Origin of the sequence: Arthrobacter sp. 35W, from assembly GCF_000482545.1 — a bacterium.
Lineage (GTDB): Bacteria > Actinomycetota > Actinomycetes > Actinomycetales > Micrococcaceae > Specibacter.
The window spans coordinates 567,970-585,522 of the sequence record NZ_KI519454.1 but is presented as its reverse complement, the minus strand read 5'-3'; the positions used below and the strand labels follow the sequence as shown (position 1 = coordinate 585,522).

The 17,553-nt window shown below is 68.7% G+C and carries 20 protein-coding genes; 9 read left to right on the top strand and 11 right to left on the bottom strand.

Annotated features, from left to right (window positions below; genetic code table 11):
* Positions 1-110: 110 nt before the first annotated feature.
* Positions 111-335, bottom strand: coding sequence for a hypothetical protein (locus K254_RS0102455; protein WP_026554046.1), 225 nt, complete (start codon positions 333-335; stop codon positions 111-113).
* A 263-nt stretch (positions 336-598) separates the two neighbouring features.
* Here K254_RS0102455 and K254_RS0102450 point away from each other — a divergent pair, with 263 nt between their 5' ends.
* The 4 genes from K254_RS0102450 to K254_RS0102435 all read left to right on the top strand — a co-directional run bounded on the left by K254_RS0102450 (position 599) and on the right by K254_RS0102435 (position 3,122).
* On the top strand, positions 599-1,354 hold the full coding sequence (locus K254_RS0102450) for an ABC transporter ATP-binding protein (RefSeq protein WP_026554045.1): 756 nt from the start codon (positions 599-601) through the stop codon (positions 1,352-1,354).
* Positions 1,351-2,106, top strand: coding sequence for an ABC transporter permease (locus tag K254_RS0102445; RefSeq protein ID WP_026554044.1), 756 nt, complete (start codon positions 1,351-1,353; stop codon positions 2,104-2,106). Before K254_RS0102450 ends, K254_RS0102445 begins: the two co-directional genes overlap by 4 nt.
* Complete coding sequence (locus K254_RS0102440; RefSeq protein ID WP_035748908.1) at positions 2,106-2,705, top strand: TetR/AcrR family transcriptional regulator; 600 nt, start codon at positions 2,106-2,108, stop codon at positions 2,703-2,705. The genes K254_RS0102445 and K254_RS0102440 overlap by 1 nt, the downstream gene beginning before the upstream one ends.
* Positions 2,706-2,846: 141 nt before the next feature.
* A complete protein-coding gene (locus tag K254_RS0102435) occupies positions 2,847-3,122 on the top strand; it encodes a hypothetical protein (RefSeq protein WP_026554042.1) in 276 nt (91 codons plus the stop codon).
* A gap of 7 nt (positions 3,123-3,129) precedes the next feature.
* On the opposite strand, the gene K254_RS0102430 is transcribed toward K254_RS0102435, so the two are convergent.
* The gene (locus K254_RS0102430) at positions 3,130-4,326 is read right to left on the bottom strand and encodes a TerC family protein (protein ID WP_026554041.1); all 1,197 of its coding nucleotides are present in this window, start codon (positions 4,324-4,326) and stop codon (positions 3,130-3,132) included.
* 138 nt (positions 4,327-4,464) lie between these two features.
* On the opposite strand from K254_RS0102430, the gene K254_RS0102425 reads away from it, so the two are divergent.
* Positions 4,465-5,790, top strand: coding sequence for an MFS transporter (locus tag K254_RS0102425; RefSeq protein WP_026554040.1), 1,326 nt, complete (start codon positions 4,465-4,467; stop codon positions 5,788-5,790).
* On the opposite strand, the gene K254_RS0102420 is transcribed toward K254_RS0102425, so the two are convergent.
* Complete coding sequence (locus K254_RS0102420) at positions 5,777-6,328, bottom strand: PadR family transcriptional regulator (RefSeq protein WP_026554039.1); 552 nt, start codon at positions 6,326-6,328, stop codon at positions 5,777-5,779. The two genes, K254_RS0102425 and K254_RS0102420, sit on opposite strands and share 14 nt — an antisense overlap.
* Before the next feature lie 2 nt (positions 6,329-6,330).
* Entirely contained in the window at positions 6,331-8,373 is a 2,043-nt protein-coding gene (locus K254_RS0102415) for an oxidoreductase (RefSeq protein ID WP_035748906.1), read from the bottom strand.
* 139 nt (positions 8,374-8,512) lie between these two features.
* Here K254_RS0102415 and K254_RS0102410 point away from each other — a divergent pair, with 139 nt between their 5' ends.
* Together K254_RS0102410 and K254_RS21355 are read left to right on the top strand one after the other, a co-directional pair.
* Positions 8,513-9,496 (top strand): helix-turn-helix transcriptional regulator, encoded by a 984-nt coding sequence (locus tag K254_RS0102410; RefSeq protein ID WP_231391721.1) that lies wholly within the window; start codon positions 8,513-8,515, stop codon positions 9,494-9,496.
* Positions 9,489-10,457 carry an SDR family oxidoreductase gene (locus K254_RS21355; protein ID WP_196810856.1) on the top strand — a complete coding sequence of 323 codons (969 nt, stop codon included), beginning with the start codon at positions 9,489-9,491 and terminating at the stop codon, positions 10,455-10,457. Before K254_RS0102410 ends, K254_RS21355 begins: the two co-directional genes overlap by 8 nt.
* Here K254_RS21355 and K254_RS0102400 read toward each other — a convergent pair.
* The 7 genes from K254_RS0102400 to K254_RS0102370 all read right to left on the bottom strand — a co-directional run bounded on the left by K254_RS0102400 (position 10,379) and on the right by K254_RS0102370 (position 15,693).
* Complete coding sequence (locus K254_RS0102400; RefSeq protein WP_051388705.1) at positions 10,379-11,239, bottom strand: crotonase/enoyl-CoA hydratase family protein; 861 nt, start codon at positions 11,237-11,239, stop codon at positions 10,379-10,381. The two genes, K254_RS21355 and K254_RS0102400, sit on opposite strands and share 79 nt — an antisense overlap.
* A 75-nt stretch (positions 11,240-11,314) precedes the next feature.
* Positions 11,315-12,196 (bottom strand): DUF4081 domain-containing GNAT family N-acetyltransferase, encoded by an 882-nt coding sequence (locus K254_RS0102395; protein ID WP_026554035.1) that lies wholly within the window; start codon positions 12,194-12,196, stop codon positions 11,315-11,317.
* Positions 12,159-13,325 carry a flavodoxin-dependent (E)-4-hydroxy-3-methylbut-2-enyl-diphosphate synthase gene (gene ispG, locus K254_RS0102390; RefSeq protein WP_026554034.1) on the bottom strand — a complete coding sequence of 389 codons (1,167 nt, stop codon included), beginning with the start codon at positions 13,323-13,325 and terminating at the stop codon, positions 12,159-12,161. Before ispG ends, K254_RS0102395 begins: the two co-directional genes overlap by 38 nt.
* 104 nt (positions 13,326-13,429) lie before the next feature.
* A complete protein-coding gene (locus K254_RS0102385; protein WP_026554033.1) occupies positions 13,430-13,723 on the bottom strand; it encodes a YciI family protein in 294 nt (97 codons plus the stop codon).
* A 108-nt stretch (positions 13,724-13,831) separates the two neighbouring features.
* Positions 13,832-14,308: a hypothetical protein gene (locus tag K254_RS0102380; RefSeq protein WP_026554032.1), complete on the bottom strand. Its 477-nt coding sequence runs from the start codon at positions 14,306-14,308 to the stop codon at positions 13,832-13,834.
* Positions 14,309-14,474: 166 nt separating this feature from the next.
* Positions 14,475-15,143 carry a hypothetical protein gene (locus tag K254_RS0102375; protein ID WP_026554031.1) on the bottom strand — a complete coding sequence of 223 codons (669 nt, stop codon included), beginning with the start codon at positions 15,141-15,143 and terminating at the stop codon, positions 14,475-14,477.
* An 85-nt stretch (positions 15,144-15,228) separates the two neighbouring features.
* Positions 15,229-15,693 carry a MarR family winged helix-turn-helix transcriptional regulator gene (locus K254_RS0102370; protein ID WP_035748903.1) on the bottom strand — a complete coding sequence of 155 codons (465 nt, stop codon included), beginning with the start codon at positions 15,691-15,693 and terminating at the stop codon, positions 15,229-15,231.
* A gap of 122 nt (positions 15,694-15,815) precedes the next feature.
* Between K254_RS0102370 and K254_RS0102365 the strand changes: the two genes are divergently transcribed.
* Positions 15,816-16,454 carry an NADPH-dependent F420 reductase gene (locus K254_RS0102365; protein ID WP_026554029.1) on the top strand — a complete coding sequence of 213 codons (639 nt, stop codon included), beginning with the start codon at positions 15,816-15,818 and terminating at the stop codon, positions 16,452-16,454.
* Between the two features lie 50 nt (positions 16,455-16,504).
* Complete coding sequence (locus K254_RS0102360; protein WP_026554028.1) at positions 16,505-17,542, top strand: LLM class flavin-dependent oxidoreductase; 1,038 nt, start codon at positions 16,505-16,507, stop codon at positions 17,540-17,542.
* Positions 17,543-17,553: the final 11 nt, after the last annotated feature.

The window sequence follows — 17,553 nt, the reverse complement described above, 5'->3', positions numbered from 1 at the left end:
ATCTAATCTACCGGTTCAGGCCGCAGGCCCGTGCGGCGGGGCGCCAAAACGGCAATGATCCGCAGGCCGGCGGACCGGTCTGCGGATCATTGGTGCTGCCGCGCAGTTGTCTAGTCGGCCTTGTTTTCCAGGGCCACCAGCACGCCGGCGACGGCGAAGTACTTGTTGCTGCCCAGCTCACGGATGGTCTTGATGCCCAGGACCTCCTTGAGTGCAGCGGCCTTGGCATCGGTGATGCCGGCCAGGGCCGCAGGCGATGCGTCCAGGATTTCCTTGAGCGATTTGTCTTCAAAGTCCTTGTCAAGCGCCTTGGTCAGGTTTACCGATACGGCCATGTCTGGATTCCTCTCGTCAGTACGCGCGGCCACGCCTCTGTGTCGCAGCTCACCCTCAACCTATGCCAGCACTGGGGAGGCTTCAAGGACAGCACGCCGCGACACGGCTGTGAATTTGCTGCTAAAGCCTCTGGACACCCGCACACGGCGGGCCTACCGTGAATTCACCACATGATGAATTACTTCCAGCAGCGGAGGTCCCCATGTCCCACGCAGCCGCACCGAATTGGCCCGAGCCCGGCCGGCCCGTTCCGGCGGAGGCGATGCTGCCACCCAGTGTCGCGGTGGCGGGTCTGAATGTCATCCGTGGACGGAGCACCGTGCTGAGGGATGTCGACTTCACCATTCCGGCCGGGCGGATCACGGGGCTCCTTGGCCCCTCGGGCAGTGGAAAGACCACCCTGATGCGCACCATCGTGGGCGTCCAGCGGCTCACCCGCGGCAGCGTCTCGGTGCTGGGCCATCCAGCCGGCTCGGAGCTGCTGCGCCACCAGGTGGGCTACGTGACCCAGGCACCCAGCGTCTACCTCGATCTGAGCGTGGAGGACAATGTGCGCTACTTCGGCGCCATGCATGCCAAGGGCCGCGCGGATGCGCGTGAGGCGCTGGAGGCCGTGGGGCTGGGCGAGCTCGCACGACGTCGGACGGCGGACCTTTCCGGCGGCCAGTTCAGCCGTGTATCGCTCGCCTGCGCGCTGGTGGCCCACCCGCAGCTGCTGGTCCTGGACGAGCCCACCGTGGGGTTGGACCCGGTGCTCCGGGCGGACCTGTGGCAGCGGTTCCGCGCCATGGCCGACGCCGGCACCACCTTGTTGATCTCCAGCCACGTGATGGAGGAGGCGGGCCATTGCGACACTCTGCTCCTGCTGCGGGAGGGTGCCCTGCTGTCCCAGCTCACCCCCGCGGAGCTTCGGCTGCGCGGACGAACCGACGATTTGGAACTCGCCTTCCTGCGTTTGATCCAGGAATCCGGCACCCCCGCTGGATCGCCCACCTCGGTACAGGATGGTGCGTCATGAACCCCCTGATGATGGCAGCCACCACCGACAGGGTGCTGCGCCAGCTGCGCGGGGATCCCCGCAGCATTGCCCTGATCCTGGTGGTGCCCTCGCTCCTGCTGGCGGTGGTCTACTTCCTCTTCGAGAACGAGACCCTGCCACCGGGGGTGCCGCGCACCTTCGACCGTGTCGGCCTGATGATGCTGGCGATCTTCCCCTTCGTGGTCATGTTCCTGGTCACCTCCATCACCATGCTGCGGGAGCGGGTGTCCGGCACCTTGGAGCGCCTGCTGACCACCCCCATCCACAAGGCCGACCTGCTCTTTGGCTATGCCCTGGCGTTCTCGATCATGGCGGCCCTCCAATCACTGGTGGCCACCGCCGTCGCCTATTGGGTGTTTGGCATGGACATCAAGGGCAATGCCGGCTGGGTGGTGCTGGTGGCAGTGGTCAACGCCGTGCTGGGCGTGGCGCTGGGGCTGCTGTGTTCGGCCTTTGCCACCACCGAATTCCAGGCTGTCCAGTTCATGCCGGTCGTGGTGGTGCCGCAGATCCTGCTCTGCGGGCTGTTTGTGCAGCGCGGGCAGATGAACTCGGTTCTGGAAGCCATCTCCAACGTGATGCCGCTGAGCTACTCGGTGGATGCGCTGCAGGAAATCGCCGCGAACACCGAGGCCACGTCCGCCATGGCGGCGGATCTGGTGGTGATGGCGGCCTTCGTCGTGGTGGTGCTGCTGCTCGCCTCCCTCACCCTGCGCCGCCGGAGCAGGTGATGGCGGCCGCCCCGCGCCGGGGCAGGCGCAGCGGACAGCAGAGCAGCAGGGAGGCGATAGTTGCCGCCGCCCGGATGCTGTTTGCCCGCCAGGGGTTCGATGCCACCAGCCTGCGCGAAGTTGCCCGTGAGGCAGGGGTGGACGCCGCCATGGTCCACCACTACTTCACCGGGAAGGATGATCTCTTCGCAGCCTGCATCGAACTGCCCGCGGATCCTGCCACCGTGCTGGCGGCCGTGGCGGCCCGTGGCCCCGGGGAGCGCGGCGAGGCCACGGTGGCGGCCCTGCTGTCACTCTGGGACTCCCCCGTGCAGCCGGCGCTGCTGGCCATGCTCCGCAGCGCCGTCGGCTCCCCAGCGCAGGCAGCGCTGCTGCGCGAGGTTCTGCTCAAGCGGGTGGTGGGCCTGGTGGTGCGGGGCCTGCCCGACGACGACGCCGGCCTGCGGCTGCGGGGCTCGCTGGTGGCCAGCCAGCTCATGGGTCTGCTGATGGCCCGCTACATTCTCAAGGTGGAGCCGCTTGCGTCCGCGGACCACGCGACGATCACCACCCTGATAGCCCCCACACTGCAGCGCTATCTGACCGGGCCGCTGGACTGATCCGCTGCCGCGCAGAGTCCCTGCCGCGCCGCCGCACCACGGAAAAGCAACCTCCGCGATGGGCAGCTCTGCCCATCGCCGGGGCACGGCTGCGTGGCCTAGCGTGGAACCCGGCGGCGGATCCTTGAGGCGGGAGAACACATGGCGGACAACATGAATGGTGCCGATCCCGGCGATCTGCGGGACCTGGCGTCGTCCATGATCCAGTCCGCCGAGGCCTTGGCCCAGATCCGCGCCCGGCTCAGCGCCCGCATCACCGAGGAGCTGCGCTGGTACGGCCCCGATGCCTTTGTCTTCCGGCATGCATGGATGTCCTCCTATGCGCCGGTGCTGGGGCGCACCTCCGACATGCTCCACCTGGCCGCCGGGCGGCTGCGGGAGCAGGCCGCCGAGCAGGAACGCACCAGCTCCGTCTAGCTATCGTCTAGCTGTTGCCGCCGCGCAGTTGGGCCTTGTCGTGCTCGGCGTGGGCGCGCTGGAGCAGATCCGTGTACTCGGCCTCGCCGTGGATGAGCCGCTTGTACTTCTCGGGCAGCTTGTGGATCGCGTCCTCCTCGGCCACCATCTTGGCGAAGATCCGCTCCCGCTCGACCATGTCCGTTTCGTAGTCCAGGTCCAGGTACTCGCTGGCGTGGCGTTTGGCGCCCGACACGGCGGTCTTGGCCTTGCCCTTGGCGCTGTAGACGGAGGCCAGGACCGTGATGAGCAGGACGCCCAGAATGACGGAGAGCGAGAGCCCGGTGCTGATCTCGATGACGTCCACGTGCTGGCCGCCGTTGATGAAGGGCAGGTTGTTTTCATGCAGGGCGTGCAGGATGAGCTTGGCCCCGATGAACGCCAGGATGATGGCGAGCCCGTAGGCCAGGTAGATCAGGCGGTCCAGCAGCCCATCGATGAGGAAGAACAGCTGGCGCAGACCCATGAGCGAGAACGCCGTCGCCGTGAAGACGATGTACACGTTCTGGGTCAGGCCGAAGATGGCCGGGATGGAGTCCAGCGCAAACAGCAGGTCGGTGCCGCCGATGGCCACCATCACCAGCAGCATGGGGGTGAGGACGCGCTTGCCGTTCTCGATGGTGAACAACTTGTCGCCGTCGTAGTGCTGCGACGCCGGCAGGAAGCGCTTGGCCAGGCGGATGATGAGACCGTCCGCCTCGTCGTCGTGCGAATCCGGCTTAAGCAGGTTCCCGGCCGTGACCAGCAGGATCAGGCCGAAGATGTAGAACACCCAGGCGAAGCTGTTGATCAGCGCAGCGCCCAGGAAGATGAACGCCGTGCGGGCAATGAGGGAGAAGACGATGCCGAACAGCAGCACCTTCTGCTGGTCCGCGCGCGGCACCTTGAAGCTGGCCATGATGATCAGGAAAACGAACAGATTGTCGACCGACAGCGCCTTCTCCGTGACGTAGCCGGCGAAGTACTCCGTGCCCATGGTGGTCCCGCCGAACACCCAGACGCCGATGCCAAAGAGCAGCGCCAGGCCGACATAGATGGAGGACCAGATGGCCGATTCCCTCAGGCTGGGCGTGTGGGCCTTGCGCACGTGGAAGAAGTAGTCGAACGCGAGCAGGCCCCCAATCCCGATGATCGTTGCAACCCAGACATAGGTGGGAACGTTCATGCTGCGTACCTCGCCTCTTGATGGTCGGCACCGCTGCGCGGCTGTGGTTGCCAGCCTACCCACGGGCCCGGGCATATGGGCGGAGGGCGGCGGAGAATTCACCTAGGCTGGAGCCATGCTGGGGACATGGGGACGGGAATGACGCTGCGCAGCAACGGGCCGTTTGTGCGCTTTTGGCTGGCCTCGACCATCTCGGATTTTGGCAGCTACATCACCTCCGTGGCGCTCTCCGTGCTCATCCTCGTGACCATGCACGGCACCGCCGCCGACCAGGGTCTGGCCAACGCCGCACGTTGGGCGCCCTATCTGCTTTTTGGCCTGCTGGCTGGCATCTGGGTCGACAAATTCCCCCGCCGGTGGGTGCTCATCGCCGGCGACGTCGGTCGGGGCCTGGTGCTGGCGGCCCTCTGCGGGCTCGCCCTGGCCGGGATGCTCACCCTCCCCGCCCTGATGCTCCTGCTGTTTCTCTTTGGCACGCTGGCCCTGGCCAGCGACGCCGCCTACCAGTCGTACTTGCCGCAGCTGGTCCCCCGGCGGCTGCTGACCCGGGCCAATGCGCTGCTGCAGCAGAGCGAGACGGTGGCCCAGACAACGGGCAGTGCCCTGGCCGGCGCACTGGTCGCCATCCTCACGGCTCCCTTTGCCCTGTTGCTCGATGCCCTCTCGTACTTCATCTCCGGCGCCGTGCTGTTGACCCTGCGCCATGATCCGCCGGCACCGGCGGCCCGGCAGGAAAGTGCGGGGCTGCGCCAGCGGGTGGTCGAGGGCCTGCGCTGGGTCTACCGGCATCAGCGCCTGGGGCCGCTGGCGCTCAGCACCCACATCTGGTTCATCGGATCGGCCATGGTGGGCGCCGTTGTGCCGGCATTTGTCCTCACAGACCTTGGCGTGGGGGCATGGGGGCTGGGTCTGGTGCTGGGCTGTGCCGGAGTGGGCGCCGTGCTGGGCACCAGCGTCTCCACCCGCCTGGGCGCACGCTGGGGCACGGGTGCGGCGATGGTGGGCGCCCGGCTGGCCCAGCCGGTGGCCATCGCCCTGGTGGCCCTGGCCGCCGTCGTCCATGCCCTGTCCGGGAACGACGGCGTGGACGCCGCCACCGAAGGCCCCGGGCAGTGGCCGGCGGAGCTCTGGACCGCGTTTGCCCTGGCGGCGGCCGGCCAGTTCCTCTTCGGGGCGGCCATGGGCGTGGAGGGGCCGCTGGAGATGGGATACCGGCAGGCCGTCACACCGGACCGGCTGATGGCCCGGATGAGCGCCACCATGCGCTCGGTGAACCGCGGCATGATCGTCCTCGGTGCGCCGCTGGGAGGCCTGGCCGCCACGGTGCTGGGCAGCGCACCGGTCCTGTGGGCGGCCGCGGCGTTCCTGCTGGCGGCGGCCCTCGTGCTGCTGTTTTCCCCCTTCGCCTCCGCGCGCATCGAGGACCAGCAGCTCAGCGACGAGGAAGCCCTCAGCCAGTCCTGACGGGATCGCGCGGCAGCGTGGGCAGGGTGTCCCGGGCCCAGGCCAGCCAGGCGCGCTCGTAGCCAATGCCCGCGGCCAGCACGGCGTGCTGCAGCCTGGCCGACGGGTGCTCTGCCGATCCGCCGTCGGGGAAGTCGCTGTGCTCGATGGCCAGATAGGTGTCCAGCTGCCCCTGGTGCAGGCCGATGTGCCGTCGGAGCTCCTCCGCCACCTCCACGGTGCCCAGCGCCGCGGCCGCGCGCAGGCGCACCAGCAGGGCATCGCGGACGGGGCGTGGATCCTCCTGCGCCCGGCTCCACTGCTCCAGTTCCGCCCGGCCGCTCCCCCGAATAGAGTAGTGGCGCTGGCGCCCGCGGGTGGATTCGCGGTCCGAGGATTCGATCAGCCCCGCTTCCTCCAGCCGGGCCAGCTCCCGGTAGATCTGCTGGTGGGTGGCTGACCAGAAGTAGCCCAGGGACTTCTCGAAGCGGCGGGCCAGCTCCGCCCCGGAGGCCGGCTTTTCCAGCAGGGACGTCAAAATGGCGTGCGGCAGCGACATGGCTAGATCCCTGCAGCCAGGCGTGTGCCCTGGTTGATGGCCCGTTTGGCATCCAGCTCGGCGGCCACGTCGGCACCGCCAATGAGGTGCACGCGTGCCCCGCCGGCCTCGAGCTCCGCGGCGAGTTCGCGCCGGGGGTCCTGCCCGGTGCACAGGATGATGGTGTCCACCGCGAGCAGCTGCTCGGTGCCGTCCACGCTGATGTGCAGCCCGTCGTCGTCGATCCGCCGGTAGGCGACGCCGGGCACCATGGTGACGCCCTTGGCCTTGAGCTCGGTGCGGTGGATCCATCCGGTCGTCTTGCCCAGCCCGGCACCCACCTTGGTCTCCTTGCGCTGCAGCAGGACGACCTTCCGCGCGGGGACGGGCGGCTCGGGCCGGCGGATGCCTCCGGCACCGGCGTAGGAATCATCGATCCCCCACTCGCGGTAGAACTTTCCAGGTGCCAGCGTGGCGCTGTCACCGGAGGCCGTGATGTACTCGGCCACATCGAAGCCGATGCCCCCGGCGCCCAGCACCGCCACGGTGGCGCCGACGGGCTTCTTGTCCCGCAGCACGTCCAGATAGCTGAGCACGCTGGGGTGGTCCACGCCGTCGATCTCCGGAGTCCGAGGCAGCACGCCGGTGGCCAGCACGACGTCGTCGAACCCCTCCGCCAGCAGATCTGCAGCGGTGGCGCGGGTGTTCAGCCGCAGGTCGATGCCACGCAGGGCCACCTGGTGGGTGAAGTAGCGGATGGTCTCGTGGAATTCCTCCTTGCCGGGGATCTGCTTGGCAAGGTTGAACTGGCCGCCCACCTCCCCATCGGCCTCGAAGAGGACCACCACGTGGCCGCGCTCCGCCGCCGTCACGGCAAACCCCAGCCCCGCCGGACCGGCGCCGACGACGGCGATCCGCTTGGGTGCGGCGGCCGGCGCGATCACAATCTCGGTTTCGTGGCAGGCACGCGGGTTCACCAGGCAGGAGGACGTCTTGCCGACGAAGGTGTGGTCCAGGCAGGCCTGGTTGCAGCCGATGCAGGTGTTGATCTCCCGCGCCTTGCCGGCGGCGGCCTTGGCCAGGAAGAAGGGATCCGCCAGGAAGGGGCGGGCCATGGACACCATGTCCGCCGAGCCGGAGGCCAGCACGGACTCCACCACGTCGGGGGTGTTGATCCGGTTGGTGGCGACGAGCGGAATGGACACGGAACCCATCAGCCGGCGCGTCACCCAGGCGAACCCGGCACGTGGCACGGACGTGGCGATCGTGGGAATGCGCGCCTCGTGCCAGCCAATGCCGGTGTTGATGATGGTGGCACCGGCCGCCTCCACGGCCTGGGCCAGCTCGATGACCTCGGCCAGCGTGGAACCGCCCTCCACCAGATCCAGCATGGACAGCCGGTAGATGATGATGAACCGCTCCCCCACGCGCTCGCGGGTGCGCCTGACGATCTCCACCGGGAAGCGCATCCGGTTCGCGTAGCTGCCGCCCCACTCGTCCTCGCGCCGGTTGGTGCGGGCGGCGACAAACTCATTGATCAGGTAGCCCTCGGAGCCCATGATCTCCACGCCGTCGTACCCGGCGCTCTGGGCCAGGGCTGCGGCGTTGGCGAAGTCGTCAATGGTCTGTTCGACCTCGGCGCCGGTGAGCGGGTGCGGCACCAGAGGGCTGATGGGCGCCTGCACCGCGCTGGGCGCCACCAGCTCCGGCTGGGAGGCATAGCGGCCAAAGTGCAGCAGCTGCAGGGCGATCCGTCCGCCCTCGGCGTGGACGGCATCGGTGACGACGCGGTGCTGGGCCGCCTCGGCCTCGGTGGTGAGCTTGGCGCCGCCGCGCATCGGCCGGCCGGCGTCGTTCGGGGAGATTCCACCGGTGACCATCAGGGCCACACCGCCGCGCGCCCGCTCCGCGTAGAACGCCGCCATCCGCTCGAAGCCATTGGGGTGCTCCTCCAAGCCCACATGCATGGAGCCCATCAGCACCCGGTTGGGCAGCGTGGTGAACCCCAGGTCCAGCGGGGTGAACATATGGGGGTACTGCTGGGACAACGTCTCGACCGGCACCATGCACTCCTTTGCGCAACAAGTTGCACAAAGCGTACCGCACGTGCGGCCCGCTGTCGCCGGGTGGCCGCCAGCGGCCGCGGCGGTGGGGGTGTCTGGCAGGCACTGCCACCGGCCGCCCGGGCTGCGTAGCGTGGAGGATGTGGACAGAAAAGACGATATCCGCGAGTTCCTCGTCTCGCGCCGTGCGAAGATCAGCCCGGAAGAGGCAGGCATTCCCAGCTACGGCGGGATGCGCAGGGTGGCGGGCCTGCGCCGGGAGGAAGTGGCGCAGCTCGCAGCGGTGAGCACCAACTACTACACCCGGCTGGAACGCGGCAGCCTGCGCGGCGTCTCGGACGCCGTCCTTGAGGCCGTGGCGTCCGCCCTGCAGCTGGACGACGCCGAGCGGGCGCACCTGATGGACCTGGCCCGGACGGCCAATATGCCATCGAGGCCGGCACGGCTCCGGCCGCCGCAGCAGCGGGTCCGCCCCGGGGTGCTGCGCCTGCTGGACGGCATCACCGGTGCAGCGGGCATGGTGCAGAACGGCCGTTCCGATGTGCTGGCCGCCAATCTGCTCGGCCGCGCCCTGTACGGGCCGGTGTTCGCCTCCGCCCCTTCATTGGGGCCGGATGGTACGGTCCGGCTGCCGAACCAGGCACGCTACCTCTTCCTCGATCCGGGCGCGGGCGACTTCTACCCCGATTGGCCGGCTGTCGCGGCGACCACTGTCGCGATGCTGCGCACGGAATCGGGGCGCAACCCGCACGACCGTGCCCTGCACGAACTTGTCGGCGAGCTGACCACGGGCAGCGGACTGTTCGCCGCGCTGTGGGCCGGGCACGACGTGCGGATCCACACCGAGGGGACCAAACGCTTCCACCACCCCGTCGCCGGCGTCCTGTCCCTGCAGTACGAAACCCTCCTTCTCCCCGGCGATGAGGGACAGACCCTGTACACGTTCACGGCCGAGCCGGGCTCCGCATCCGAAAACGCGCTGGCGTTCCTCGCCAGCTGGGCGGCATCGCCTCCCCCATCCACCACCGCCGGCGGTCCTGCCGGCGGATCCACAGCCCCCGGACTGTACTCCGCAGCCCAGCCGGGGCTACGCAACCCAGACAAGAATGGACCAGCACATGAGTAGGGAAACGGACACCATGACCACCAAGAAGGTCTGGTTCATCACCGGTGCCGGCCGCGGCATGGGCACCGACATCGCTAAGGCAGCCCTGGCCGCCGGACACGCCGTCGTCGCCACCGGACGCAACCCCGCAGCGGTGGCCGAGGCGCTCGGCAGCCACGAGGACCTCCTGGCGGTGAAGCTCGATGTCACCAACCCTGACGACGCGGCGGCTGCCGTCGCGGCCGCCGTCGAGCGGTTCGGCCGGATCGATGTGCTGGTCAACAATGCCGGAAGCTTCCATGCCGGATTCTTCGAGGAGATCACCCCCGAGGACTTCCGTGCCCAGATCGAGACGACCCTCTTCGGACCCATGAACGTCACACGAGCGGCCCTTCCGGTGCTGCGGGCCCAGCGTTCGGGGCTGGTGGCCACGATTTCCTCAACCGCAGGCATCGCCGGCGGGGAGTTCCTGACCGCCTATGCCGCCGCGAAGTTCGGCATCGAGGGCTGGGCGGAGTCCCTGGCGCCCGAGGTGGCCCCGTTCGGCATCCGCACCCTGCTGGTGGAGCCGGGGTTCTTCCGCACCGAACTGCTGAGCCCCGAATCCACCCGCTACGCCGCATCCACCATCACGGACTACGCCGAGCGCACCGAACAGACCGTCGCCGCATGGAAGGGCATGAACGGCCTGCAGGGCGGGGACCCGGCCAAGCTGGCCAACGCCCTGATCCAGCTCGCCGAACTGGACGAGCCGCCGCTGCGGTTCGCTGCCGGCGCGGACGCCGTCGGGGTCTTCGAAACCCGGGCCGCCGAACTGAGGGAGCAGGCCGAAGCCCACCGGACGCTCTCCAGCAACCTCGGCTACGACGGCGCCAGCCGACGGCAGTTGCCCGACAGTTTGCATCAGGCGCCCGTGAACCCCGGCCCGCGGCGTTCGGCAAATGCGGCAAAGGCCTCACCCAGGTCGTGGCTGGGCAGATAGGCGCTGTTCCAGACGGCGACATGCTCCAGACCCTCGCGGACCTGCGTTGACGTTTGCCGCGCCATCACGGCCTTGACGCCCTGGACCACCAGGGCCGGGTTGGCCAGGATCGCGTCCACCACCTCCCGCCCGCGGGCCAGCACGTCGTCGGCCATGTCCGTGACGAGCCCCAGGGACAGTGCCCGGGCCGCGTCGAAGTCCTCGCCCGTCAGCGCCAGGGCCCGCGCGGCACCGTGCCCCACCAGCAGCGGGAGCCGCTGGAGGGAGCCCAGATCCGCCACGATGGCGACCTTGACCTCGCGCACGCTGAAACGCGCCGTCGTCGACGCCACCCGGACGTCGGCAGCGGTGATGACGTCGATGCCGCCGCCAATGCACCAGCCATCCACGGCGGCCACCACGGGTTTGCGGCAGCGTTCCAGGGAGGAGACGGCGTCCTGCATGGCGGTGATCGTGCGGCGCAGGCCGTCCCGGGCCACGGCATTGGTGGCTGTGCCGGCCAGCAGCGGGCCGAAGAGGGGCATCATGGCCGGCAGGTCGAGGCCGTAGCTGAAGGTCCCGCCGCTGCCGAAGAGCAGCACGGCGCCAAGGTCCGGATCGGCATCCACCGCGGCGAAGACCAGCGGCAGTTCGCGCCAGAAGTCCGGGCCCATCGCGTTGCCGCGGCCCGGGCCCAGCAGCTCGACCTCGGCGCTTCGGCCGCGGCGCGCCACCCGCAGGGACACAAGGCCGGGGGCAATCGCCGCCAGCGACGGGCTGCCGGCCGGATCCGGAAACGACATGGTGGTCCTCCTTGGGAGCGGAACAATGCCTTGAGCATAGTCCTGGCGCCACCAGCGCCCCCGTGGGAAGGGCCGTTAGAACAGCACGGTGGCGAAGGTGCCCACCTGTTCAAAACCCACGCGTTCGTAGACGGCCCGTGCCCGCGTGTTGTAGGCGTTCACGTACAGGCTGGTGATGGGGGCAAACTTTTGGGCCAAGAGCACGACGGCGGCCATGTAGCCGGCGCTCATGCCCAGCCCCCGGTAGGCCGGGTTCATCCACACACCCTGCACCTGTGTTGCAGCGCTGGAGACGGCGCCCAGATCGGCCTTGAAAATGACCTGCCCATCGTGGCCGCAGTGGCTCAGCGAATGGCCGTTGCGGATCAGCTCCTGGACGCGCCGGCGGTAGTGCTCCGGCCCGCCCAGGAACGGCGAGTAGCCCACCTCCTCCTCGAACATGGCCGCGGCCGCGGTGAGGATCTGCGGGAAGTTTTCGGCCAGGCTGGGGGCCAGCAGTTCATTGGCGGGGATGGCCGGCGGGCCCGCCAGAGCCAGCAGCGGCTGGTTGGCGCGGACCTCGAGCTCATGCATCCCATCGGCCTCCAACTCGGCGAAGAGCGGCAGCACCGCCTCGGCCGGGCCAAAGATGGACGCGAAAGTGCGCCGTGAGGACACCAGCCATTGGCCGAAGGCCCGGGCCTGCACCTCGTTGGCGCCCACCGGAACGACGTTGGAACCTACCCAGCAGGCAGCGCGCAGCTTATCGCCGTCGAAGTAGCCCAACGCAACGGCGCCCGGGATGTCCGGCACGGCCGTGCCCGTCGCCTCCAGCTGGGAGGCCAGAAAGACATTGGCGACGGGATCGGCTGCGACCAAGGCCCGGAGCGCCTCTGTGTCCTCGTGGACCAGTTTGTGCACCGGGGTTTGGACAAGGGATCTACGAGACAGTGACCACGGGGCCACCCTTGACAGCATTTTCGCCATCGGCCTCCCCCATCTCTTCGGCAATCCTCATCGCTTCTTCAATGAGTGTCTCAACAATCTGGTCCTCGGGAACAGTCTTGATGACTTCGCCGCGCACAAAGATCTGGCCCTTGCCGTTGCCGGAGGCCACGCCCAGGTCCGCCTCGCGGGCCTCGCCGGGTCCATTGACGACACAGCCCATGACGGCCACGCGCAGCGGGATCTCCATGCCCTCCAGGCCGGCGGTGACCTGCTCGGCCAGCGTGTAGACGTCCACCTGGGCGCGTCCACAGGAGGGGCAGGAGACGATTTCCAGCTTGCGCGGGCGCAGGTTCAGCGACTGCAGAATCTGGTTGCCCACCTTGATCTCCTCCACCGGCGGGGCCGAGAGGGAGACGCGGATGGTGTCGCCGATGCCGCGGGAGAGCAGGGCACCGAAGGCGGTGGCGGACTTGATGGTGCCCTGGAAGGACGGGCCGGCCTCGGTCACGCCCAGGTGCAGCGGCCAGTCGCCCTGCTCGGCGAGCAGTTCGTAGGCGCGCACCATGATGACGGGGTCGTTGTGCTTGACGGAGATCTTGAAGTCGTGGAAATCGTGTTCCTCGAAGAGGGAGGCCTCCCACACGGCGGATTCCACGAGGGCTTCCGGAGTCGCCTTGCCGTACTTCTTCATGATGGAGGGCTCCAGCGATCCGGCGTTGACGCCGATGCGGATGGAGGTGCCGTGGTCCTTGGCGGCCTTGGCGATTTCCTTGATCTGGTCATCGAACTTGCGGATGTTGCCCGGGTTCACGCGCACCGCGGCACAACCGGCCTCGATGGCGGCGAAGACGTACTTCGGCTGGAAGTGGATGTCCGCAATGACGGGAATCTGGGACTTCTTGGCGATGATCGGCAGCGCCTCGGCGTCGTCGGCCGAGGGGCAGGCCACCCGGACGATGTCGCAGCCCGACGCCGTCAGCTCGGCAATCTGCTGCAGCGTGGCATTGATGTCCGTGGTGGGCGTTGTGGTCATGGACTGCACGCTGATGGGCGAGTCCGAGCCGACACCGACGGAGCCTACTTTGATTTGCCGCGTCTTGCGCCGGGGGGCAAGTACGGGCGGGGGTGCTTCAGGCATTCCGAGGCTGACCGGGGTCAAAGTGTGCTCCTTGTGTTTCTGGCGGACCGAGGACCCGTGGCGGACCCTGTGCCGTCCACGGATTACTGCCGATCGATCCTTCTCAATTGTAGGCGTGGGCGCTGCTACTTGATGAGCGGTGCCAGGGCTCCGATGACGGGGTTCCATTCGGTGATCTTGGCACCGGCAATGCCGCCGGCACCGTTGAAGGGATCCTGCACCAGCAGCTCGTTCAGCGCCGCTTCGTCCGCTGCCTGGAAGACCAGCAGGGCGCCGGCGCCGTCGGCGAACGGGCCGGAGGCCAGAACCTGTCCGGTCTCAACCAGGGACGCCAGCCAGGCGCGGTGTGCGGGCCGGTGCTCGTCGCGGATCTGCGCAGCTTCGGGACCATAGACATATTCGACGGCGTAAACACTCATGGGCCAAGCCTAGCGCCCGCGGGGCCCCGGCGGAGCGCAGCGACGTTGGGGAGGGCGCGACGGCGCTAGACGATATGAACTGAGGCCCGGGCGTCAGAGCGGCCCTTGCTAGGCCAGCAGCAGCCACTTGGCCAGCACCGCCACGGCCGCCGCCCACAGCATGGAGGCGAGGGTGCCGATGATGAACCTCTCACTGGCCGCTGGCGTGTCCTTCAGCTCCGGGTACCGGCCCAGGCCCTTGATGGCGACCACGTAGGCGATGGCCACCGGCTGGTCGGTGAGGATGCAGACGACGACGGCGAGCCGCTCGAGGAAGCCGATCACGAGCCCGCCGCGGAGCACCCCGGCGGGCAGCCCGGTGGATGGCTGGATGGCGGCGGCTGAGGCAGCGGCGGATTCAGCGGCGGCATCAGCCACCACAAGGTCCTGGGGCTGGTCCGCGGGCTCAGGCCCGTCGTCGCCGGGCTGGTTCCGGCTCTGCTCCTGCGCATCGGCCGAGCGGGCCAGCCACAGGATTCCCGCCGTCACAGGCCAGCCGAGCAGGCCACCTGCCAGCAGCGCCAGCACAATCCACAAGGCGTCCATGCAGGCCTTTCCGCTGAGTTTCTTCCAGCTGGCGCGGCCGGTTGCAGCGCCCGTTCAGAGATCAGGCTACCGCCGGGGCCGGACATCGGTGCGCAACCGGTCATCGGCTGCCGTTTTAGTCATCCGCGCCCGCTGGAACAGCGGCGGATGACTGGACCGGCAGCGTCTAGGAATCGGCCAGGCCCAGCAGCAGCTCTGCGGCCTGGCGGCCGCCGCGCTCCTCATGCCAGCCCGAACGCAGTACGGCGCGGCTCACGGCCTGGGCGGAGATGCCCAGCGCCGCCGCCGCCTGGGACTGGCCGCCGCGCACACCGGGTTCCAGCTGGTCCAGCACACGCCATTCGGCCGCGCTCCGGCCGGCCACCAGGGCTCCCACCAGCACCAGGACGGCCTCGGCGGCAGCTGCGGCCGCCCTGGGGTCTGCGTTTCCGGCGGCAGCACCGGCCTTCCCCGCCGCCGTCGAAGCTGCTGCTGCTGCCGGGTCATCCGCGCCGGCGGCCACCACGGCCAGGGGCACGCGCTCCCCCGTCTTCTTGGCCCTGTCCACCGCGCCGCGGGCGGCCACGAAGGCGGTCCCGCGGCCCTCCCGCGGGCTGGCCGGCAGCGGAGACTCCACGCCGCCGATGCCGATGCCGACATACCACTGCCCGGAGCGGAGTGCGCGCAGCGCCGCCTCGACCACGGCATGCGGCTCGGTGAGGATGCCCTGGAGCTCGTCCCCCACGGAGCGCTCGAACGGCACCTCCGCCGGCAGATCCGCCAGGTGGTCAAGGAGTTGGGGCACAAGATCCGGGCCCTGCCGGCTGGACCGTTGGTCAAGCGTCATGACAAACATGGGTCAACCCTAATCGGGTGATCTTAATATATCAATTGACTTTGATTGAATTTAGAAAATCAACTGAAAAAAGTTGCATAAATGATTAGGCGCGGTGCGGCTCGTCCAGTCCTGCCAGCACGGCCTCGGCAATGCCGCCCAGGGCCGCCAGCTGCTCCTCCGACAGGGCCGCCACAACGTATTGGTGGACGGCCCTTTCATGCTGCACCAGCGCCGCCTTGACCAGGGCGCGCCCACTGTCGGTGATGCCCACCACCGAGCCGCGGTTGTCCTCAACGCATTCCATGCGCGCCACCAGCCCGCGCTCCTCCATGCGCCGCAATTGGTGGGACAGCCGGCTCTTCTCCCACTCCAGCCCGCAGCGCAGGGCCAGCGCCCGCATCGACTCGCCAGGCGACTCCGACAGGGCGTAGAGGACCTCGAAATCGGCCTCCGAAAGTCCGGTTTCCTGCGACATCTCGCGGTTCAGCCGCCCGGCCAGCCGGACGCGCATCCGCTGGTAGCTGCCCCATGAGGAGGCCTGGACTTCTGAGAGCTGTGGACTGGGCACAAAGCCAGTGTAGTTGATGTGTCACCCAAATACGTTATAGTGGTTGACATATCAACTACCCATCGATTGCCTGGCGGAATCCGCGGACGGCCGGTGGAAACAGACAGCAGGGAGTGCACCCAATGACCAGCATTGGAATCCTCGGCGCCGGACGGGTCGGAACTGCGATCGCCCGGACCGCGTTGAAGTCCGGGCACACCGTGGACATTGCCGCGTCCGGTCCGGCAGCCGAGATCGAAATGCTGGTGGACATCGTGGTGCCCGGCGCCCGCGCCACCTCGGCTCTCGAGGCAGCCGGGGGCGCCGACGTCGTCGTGCTGGCCGTTCCGCTGCACAAGTACAAGAGCGTCGACGCCGGGTCGCTGGCCGGCAAGATCGTGGTCGACACGATGAACTACTGGGCGCCCATCGACGGCCGGCTGGACGACTTCGACGGCGGCCCCTCCAGCAGCGAGGTGGTGGCGGCGCACTTTGCCGGCGCCCGTGTGGTGAAGACGCTCAACCACATCGGTTACCACGAGCTGGAAACGGACACCCGACCGGCCGGCACCCCGGGACGGCGCGCCGTGGCCGTGGCCAGCGACGACGCCGAGGCAGCCGCCGTCGTGATGGAGCTGATCGAGGGCTTCGGCTACGACGCCGTCTACAGCGGCCCCCTGGCCACCGGGTGCGGCTTCGGACCCGGAACGGCCATCTTTGGCGGCCCCCAGACGGCCGAACAGATCAACGGGCACCTGGGCCTGGCCGCGGCCTCCCGCTAGCCCTCTCCCCAAACTTTCGAACCATTCCGCGAACAGGACAGGAATCCACCATGGAACTTGGCGTCTACAGCTTCGGCGACACCCAGCGCAACCCCGACGGCACCCTGCGCAGCACCTCCGAGGCGATCCGCAACCTCTTCGACGCCATCGTCCTGGCGGATGCGAGCGGCCTGGACTACTTCGGCGTCGGCGAGCACCACACGCTGGACATGCCGGCGTCCTCCCCCGGCGCCGTCATCGCCGCCGCGGCGGGCGCAACCAAGAAGATCCGCCTCGGCAGCGGTGCCAGCATCATCAGCACCGACGATCCGATCCGGGTGTTCCAGCAGTTCGCCACCGCCGACGCCGTCTCCGGAGGCCGGGTGGAAATCACCGCCGGGCGCGGTTCCTCGGTGGAGTCCTTCCCGCTGTTCGGCTACGACCTGCAGGACTACGACAGGCTCTACGCGGAAAAGCTGGAGCTGTTGATGAAGGCCAATGAGGGCGCCACAGTGACCTGGTCCGGCACCACCCGCGCGGCCCTGCAGGATGCCGTCGTCGTTCCGCGGCCGGTGAACGGCAGGCTGCCGATCTGGCTCGCCACCGGCGGCAGCGCGCCGTCGTCGGCCCGGGCCGGAAAGCTGGGCCTGCCGATCTCCTACGGCATCATCGGCGGAGCTCCCCACCGTTTCGCGCCGCTGGCCGAGCTCTACCGGCGCACGGCGGCAGCTGCGGGGCACGCGCCGGAGAACATCAAGGTTTCCGTGGCGGCCCTGGGGCTGGTGGCGTCCACCAAGGCCGAGGCCATGGAGCGCTTCTACCCGGGCTGGCACAATCTCAACATCGAAATGGGCAAATTGCGCGGCTGGCCGGCACCCCGGCGCGACCAATTCCAGGCCCAGGCCTCGGCTCCCGGCGCCTACTATGTGGGCGGCCCGGACGAGGTGGCCGAGCGCATTGTGGACCTGCACGGCCACATGGGACACATGCGCCACTTCCTGCAGATGGACGTCGGAGGCATCCCCCAGGAGCACCTGCTGGAATCCATCACGCTGCTGGCCACCGAGGTCAAGCCCCGCGTGGAGCGCCTGCTCACCGCACGGCGATAGGGCCCGCCGCC

Coding starts and splice junctions, on each gene's coding strand:
- K254_RS0102450 (WP_026554045.1), top strand. CDS start 599: ATGCTGCCACCCAGTGTCGCGGTGGCGGGTCTGAATGTCATCCGTGGA.
- K254_RS0102415 (WP_035748906.1), bottom strand. CDS start 8,373: ATGGTGCCGGTCGAGACGTTGTCCCAGCAGTACCCCCATATGTTCACC.
- K254_RS0102430 (WP_026554041.1), bottom strand. CDS start 4,326: ATGAACGTTCCCACCTATGTCTGGGTTGCAACGATCATCGGGATTGGG.
- K254_RS0102375 (WP_026554031.1), bottom strand. CDS start 15,143: ATGTTTGTCATGACGCTTGACCAACGGTCCAGCCGGCAGGGCCCGGAT.
- K254_RS0102445 (WP_026554044.1), top strand. CDS start 1,351: ATGAACCCCCTGATGATGGCAGCCACCACCGACAGGGTGCTGCGCCAG.
- K254_RS0102380 (WP_026554032.1), bottom strand. CDS start 14,308: ATGGACGCCTTGTGGATTGTGCTGGCGCTGCTGGCAGGTGGCCTGCTC.
- K254_RS0102365 (WP_026554029.1), top strand. CDS start 15,816: ATGACCAGCATTGGAATCCTCGGCGCCGGACGGGTCGGAACTGCGATC.
- K254_RS0102440 (WP_035748908.1), top strand. CDS start 2,106: ATGGCGGCCGCCCCGCGCCGGGGCAGGCGCAGCGGACAGCAGAGCAGC.
- K254_RS0102455 (WP_026554046.1), bottom strand. CDS start 335: ATGGCCGTATCGGTAAACCTGACCAAGGCGCTTGACAAGGACTTTGAA.
- K254_RS21355 (WP_196810856.1), top strand. CDS start 9,489: ATGAGTAGGGAAACGGACACCATGACCACCAAGAAGGTCTGGTTCATC.
- K254_RS0102360 (WP_026554028.1), top strand. CDS start 16,505: ATGGAACTTGGCGTCTACAGCTTCGGCGACACCCAGCGCAACCCCGAC.
- K254_RS0102395 (WP_026554035.1), bottom strand. CDS start 12,196: ATGCTGTCAAGGGTGGCCCCGTGGTCACTGTCTCGTAGATCCCTTGTC.
- K254_RS0102385 (WP_026554033.1), bottom strand. CDS start 13,723: ATGAGTGTTTACGCCGTCGAATATGTCTATGGTCCCGAAGCTGCGCAG.
- K254_RS0102435 (WP_026554042.1), top strand. CDS start 2,847: ATGGCGGACAACATGAATGGTGCCGATCCCGGCGATCTGCGGGACCTG.
- K254_RS0102400 (WP_051388705.1), bottom strand. CDS start 11,239: ATGTCGTTTCCGGATCCGGCCGGCAGCCCGTCGCTGGCGGCGATTGCC.
- K254_RS0102420 (WP_026554039.1), bottom strand. CDS start 6,328: ATGTCGCTGCCGCACGCCATTTTGACGTCCCTGCTGGAAAAGCCGGCC.
- K254_RS0102425 (WP_026554040.1), top strand. CDS start 4,465: ATGACGCTGCGCAGCAACGGGCCGTTTGTGCGCTTTTGGCTGGCCTCG.